Annotated in this window: 7 protein-coding genes; 6 read left to right on the top strand and 1 reads right to left on the bottom strand. The window is 71.2% G+C overall.

The genetic code is table 11. The annotated features are described in order from the left end of the window. Positions 1–112 precede the first annotated feature (112 nt). Entirely contained in the window at positions 113–436 is a 324-nt protein-coding gene (locus GBZ26_RS28020; RefSeq protein ID WP_246654092.1) for a rhodanese-like domain-containing protein, read from the top strand. A 10-nt stretch (positions 437–446) separates the two neighbouring features. Here GBZ26_RS28020 and GBZ26_RS28015 read toward each other — a convergent pair whose 3' ends face one another. Further along, positions 447–797, bottom strand: a complete 351-nt coding sequence (locus GBZ26_RS28015) for an ArsR/SmtB family transcription factor (RefSeq protein WP_174441607.1) — start codon at positions 795–797, stop codon at positions 447–449. Between the two features lie 185 nt (positions 798–982). Here GBZ26_RS28015 and GBZ26_RS28010 point away from each other — a divergent pair, with 185 nt between their 5' ends. The 5 genes from GBZ26_RS28010 to GBZ26_RS27990 all read left to right on the top strand — a co-directional run bounded on the left by GBZ26_RS28010 (position 983) and on the right by GBZ26_RS27990 (position 3,764). After that, positions 983–1,354: a hypothetical protein gene (locus GBZ26_RS28010; protein WP_174441606.1), complete on the top strand. Its 372-nt coding sequence runs from the start codon at positions 983–985 to the stop codon at positions 1,352–1,354. Positions 1,355–1,446: 92 nt separating this feature from the next. Then, complete coding sequence (locus GBZ26_RS28005; protein ID WP_174441605.1) at positions 1,447–1,965, top strand: sigma-70 family RNA polymerase sigma factor; 519 nt, start codon at positions 1,447–1,449, stop codon at positions 1,963–1,965. 3 nt (positions 1,966–1,968) lie between these two features. Beyond that, complete coding sequence (locus GBZ26_RS28000) at positions 1,969–2,787, top strand: anti-sigma factor family protein (protein ID WP_174441604.1); 819 nt, start codon at positions 1,969–1,971, stop codon at positions 2,785–2,787. Positions 2,788–2,857: 70 nt separating this feature from the next. Beyond that, positions 2,858–3,193: a hypothetical protein gene (locus GBZ26_RS27995; protein WP_174441603.1), complete on the top strand. Its 336-nt coding sequence runs from the start codon at positions 2,858–2,860 to the stop codon at positions 3,191–3,193. Between the two features lie 139 nt (positions 3,194–3,332). Then, positions 3,333–3,764 (top strand): hypothetical protein, encoded by a 432-nt coding sequence (locus tag GBZ26_RS27990; RefSeq protein ID WP_051140729.1) that lies wholly within the window; start codon positions 3,333–3,335, stop codon positions 3,762–3,764. The last annotated feature ends 134 nt before the right edge of the window (positions 3,765–3,898 follow it).

Below are 3,898 nucleotides of genomic sequence, written 5' to 3'. Positions count from 1 at the left end.
CCCCCCCGCCGCCGCCCGCCGTCCACCGCCGCCGTGAACTCCTCGACGTTAAGGGATGACCATGCTCAAGACCCTTCTTTCCCGTCTCGGCCTCAACCGGAGCGCAAACCCCATGAGCGACCAGATCAAGACCGTCGACGCCGCCACCGTCATGGGCTGGCTGAAGGACGGCTCGGCGGTGATCGTCGATGTCCGCGAACCCCACGAGCACCGCGCCGGCCACATCCCCGGCGCCACTCTGGTGCCGCTGTCGCGGTTCGATCCGGCCCGCGTGCCGGACGCGACGGGCAAGCATCTCGTCTTCCATTGCCAGAGCGGTCGCCGCTGCGGCCCGGCGTCGGCCCGGATGGCGGCCGCCGGGTTCGCCGGGGACATCCACCGGCTGAGCGGCGGCATGGCCGCCTGGATGGCCGCGTCCGGGCCGGTCGAGCGCTGAAGGGAGTGTTTCAGGAGCTGGGGTCCGCCTCGGCCACGCAGCGCGCGCCGACGCAGAACTGGCGGTACAGCTCCAGCAGGATCGGCCGCACCCGGTCCGACCCGATGCGGTAGTGGATCGAGGTGCCGTCGCGCCGGGTGGCGACCAGCCCCTCGTCCCGCAGCTTGGCGAGGTGCTGGGACAGGTTCGACTGCGACAGGCCGAGCCGCCGCGCGAGGTCGCCCACCGGCATTTCCCCGTCCAGCAGGCTGCACAGGATCATCAGCCGGTGGCGGCTGGCGATGGAGCGCAGGAAGGTTTCCGCCTCGGCGGCCCGCTCTTCCAGCTCGGCGGGGTCGAGCGGCGGCTCGATGGATGGCATGGGCCACGTCCACCCTTTAAATGAGATGTTTCTAATTTATAGGCTGCTCCCCGCCGATCAAGCGGATTGTGACCGGCCTTCCTGAACCGTGCTTGAACGCCCCGTTCAGGCGGGGCTCAGCCGCCCCTTGCCATGATCACTCCTGTTCGGGCGGACCTCCCGCCCCTTGCGATGGAGACAGGATCATGACTCGTTCAACCACCCTCCCACTCCTGGCCGCGGCCGTCGCCGCCCTTCTGCTGTCCGGTCCCGCCGACGCCGGCGAGCGGCAACATACGGTCCAGGCCGCCTCGCCGCAGCCGGTCGCCGAGGTGCTGCGGACCGGGAGCGGCACCGTCTCCGGAACGGTTGCCGCAGCGGGCGCGACCTGGATGACCGTCCAGGACGACAGCGCGCGGACGGACGTCATGGTGCGCGGCCTCCTGCCGGAAGGCATCGAGCCGGGCGCCCCCATCACCGTCACCGGGCGCGTCCGCAACGGCGGGCTGATGGCCAGCGAGATCATCCTCGCCGATGGCACGCTGCACCGGCCGTCCCGCGACCACGACGACGATTGACCGCGGAAAGCGTCCCGCCCCGGGATTAAAAGGCCCTCCCGAAACGAAAACGGAGCAGGAAATCGGGAAAATCCAGTCCACGGGGTGGAGACGTGACGTTCAGCCTGCGCGATCAACTGTCGAATCAACTGCGCTCCCTGCGCCGCTACGCCCTGGCGCTGGCGCGCAACCGCGACGACGCGGAGGATCTCGTGCAGGAGACGCTGGTGCGCGCCATCTCCGGGTCGCGGACCTTCCGGCCGAACGGCGACCTGCGGTCCTGGCTGTTCGGCATCCTGCACAACGTCCACGTCAACGGGGTGCGGCGGGAGCAGGTGCGGGCGCGCGGCGCCTCGGCCATCGAGGCGATGACCTACGGGCAGTTGCCGCCCAACCAGCCCGACCATGTGGAGCTGATGCGGACCATCGAGGCCTTCTCCACCCTTCCCGACGAGCAGCGCCGCGTCCTCACCCTCGTCGCCGTGGAGGGGATGAGCTACCAGGAGGCAGCCCGCCAGTTGGACATCCCGCTCGGCACCCTGATGTCGCGCCTGGCCCGCGGCCGGGAGGCGCTGCGCGTGGAGATGGGGCACCGTGACCGCGGCCAGACCGCGCTGCGGGCGGTGAGGTGAGCCATGGGCGGCGATCCCATCAGCCTCCACCAGGACACCGACCTGCATCTCTACATGGACGGGGAGATGGAGCCGGCGCGCCGCGCCGCCTTCGAGGCGCAGTTGGCCGCCAACCCGGCCCTGGCCGCCAAGCTGAACGAGTACCGGCACCAGCAGGAGATGCTGAAGCTGGGGCTGGACATGATGGCCGCCGTTTCGGTGCAGAAGACCGAAACGCTGGCCGGGCGCCTGCGCTGGCGTCTGGACATGGACCGTTTCTCCCGGCGGGTCGCCCCGCTGGCCGCCGCGATGCTGCTGGTCATGGGGGGATGGAGCCTGACCGTGTGGGTGCAGTCGGGCGGGGCCGCCGGACCGCAGCTGGCCGGCGAGGTCGATGACGTCACCGCCTTCGCGGACGAGGCGGCGGAGGCGCATTCCAAGGCCGTCGCGCTCAACACGCTGCAGCCGTCCCTGCTCCAGGCGAACATCACGCCGGTGCCGGCGCAGACCGCCCAGGTGCCCTTGCCCGAGGGCAGCGGTATGACGGTGGCGCTTCCCGCCATCGGTCCGGAACTGACGCTGATCCGGGCCAGCGTCGTGCCGTGGAACCATGGCACCGCTCTCCAGTTTCTCTACAGGGAACCGGACGGCGAACTGCTGACCCTGTTCGTCGCGTCCGGTGGCCCGGCGCGGGATGGCGCGCTGCACACCGTCGTGCAGGACAGCCTGCGGCTCGTCTACTGGCGGGCCGGGCTGGTCGCCTACACCGTCGCCGGCAACAAGGCCGACGGCGATCTGCTGACCGTCGCCAAGAAGATGGCGGACAGCATCCGCCGATCCTGACACCGCGCCGCCCGGTCCCCGCACCCCATCCGCGGCGGGCGGCGCCCCACCAAGCCTGTGGAGCCCAGCCATGAGCCTGTACACCGATCCGGACGAGCGGAACGGCCATCCGCTGGACATGGTCGAAACCTTCGTCGCCCGCGAGCATTGGGAACCCATCCTGCGCCAGGCCGCCTTCAACGGCATGGTGCTGGGCGCGGTCACCCTGCTGCTGGGGCTGGACGCGCTGCCCGGCCTCGCGATCATCCACTTCATCACCTTCGCGTCGGGCATGGCCCAGGGCTTCCTGGCGCTGCGCCTGGAGGAGAGCGGGCAGGACGAGGCCGCCGTCGCCGTGGGGCGCCGCTCCATGGCCGCCTTCACGCTGGCCTCGGTCACTCTGTTCCTGATGCCCTTCGCGGCCTGATCCGCGCAGAAGTCACGCGCGGAACCGGCCGTTCCGTGTCATGGTCCCCGTTCCGCCGGGGACCTCCCCCCGGCTGGGGATTTCAAGACGGGGACTGGAACAGCCGATGCGGGGCAGGCAGACACGCTCCGGGAGCCGGATGCAGATCCGTGCGCCCTATCTCGACCCGGTGCGTGTGGGGGAAACCTCGGGGAATCTGCGATGCCGCTGCTGCGGGCGGCCCGACGGGGTGGTCGTGCGCTGCCTGCCCGACGGGCGCTGGTACGACGGGGCGGACGAGACGTGGCGCGACGGACGCGGACGCCGCGTGCCCTGGCCGGAGGCCGCCGAATACGGCGCGACCACCGACATCCTGGTCAGCGTCGAGGCGCTGCGCATCACCCGCTCGGCCGTCGAGCGGGTCCGCCTGCTGTGCAACCGCTGCCGCCGGCTGGAGGGCGCCGTTCATGGCCGCGCCCGCGCCCGGATCAGCATCCTGCTGCGCCGGGCCATCGGCGACCTGTTCCTGGGCCGCTACGACGACCCCGCCGTCCTCACGGCGCTGGTCGCCCTGTACCGCAAGGACGGCTGAGCCCGACCGTTTGGGGGCTCAGCCGGCGGTGTCCTCGGCCATTCCGCCGTCGAGACGTGCCGCCAGCTCCCGCCGCGCCAGCAGGTCCGGCGCCACCGTCGCCGCAGGGGCCGTGGGGGGCAGGTGGCCGTAGG

The sequence above is a fragment of the Azospirillum formosense genome (assembly GCF_013340925.1).
In the GTDB taxonomy this organism is placed as follows: domain Bacteria; phylum Pseudomonadota; class Alphaproteobacteria; order Azospirillales; family Azospirillaceae; genus Azospirillum; species Azospirillum formosense.
This window is presented reverse-complemented; position numbering and strand designations above follow the sequence as displayed.

What these genes read in the sequence shown, in the direction of transcription:
- GBZ26_RS27990 (WP_051140729.1), top strand. Translation starts at nt 3,333, where the DNA reads ATGCAGATCCGTGCGCCCTATCTCGACCCGGTGCGTGTGGGGGAAACC.
- GBZ26_RS28020 (WP_246654092.1), top strand. Translation starts at nt 113, where the DNA reads ATGAGCGACCAGATCAAGACCGTCGACGCCGCCACCGTCATGGGCTGG.
- GBZ26_RS27995 (WP_174441603.1), top strand. Translation starts at nt 2,858, where the DNA reads ATGAGCCTGTACACCGATCCGGACGAGCGGAACGGCCATCCGCTGGAC.
- GBZ26_RS28000 (WP_174441604.1), top strand. Translation starts at nt 1,969, where the DNA reads ATGGGCGGCGATCCCATCAGCCTCCACCAGGACACCGACCTGCATCTC.
- GBZ26_RS28010 (WP_174441606.1), top strand. Translation starts at nt 983, where the DNA reads ATGACTCGTTCAACCACCCTCCCACTCCTGGCCGCGGCCGTCGCCGCC.
- GBZ26_RS28015 (WP_174441607.1), bottom strand. Translation starts at nt 797, where the DNA reads ATGCCATCCATCGAGCCGCCGCTCGACCCCGCCGAGCTGGAAGAGCGG.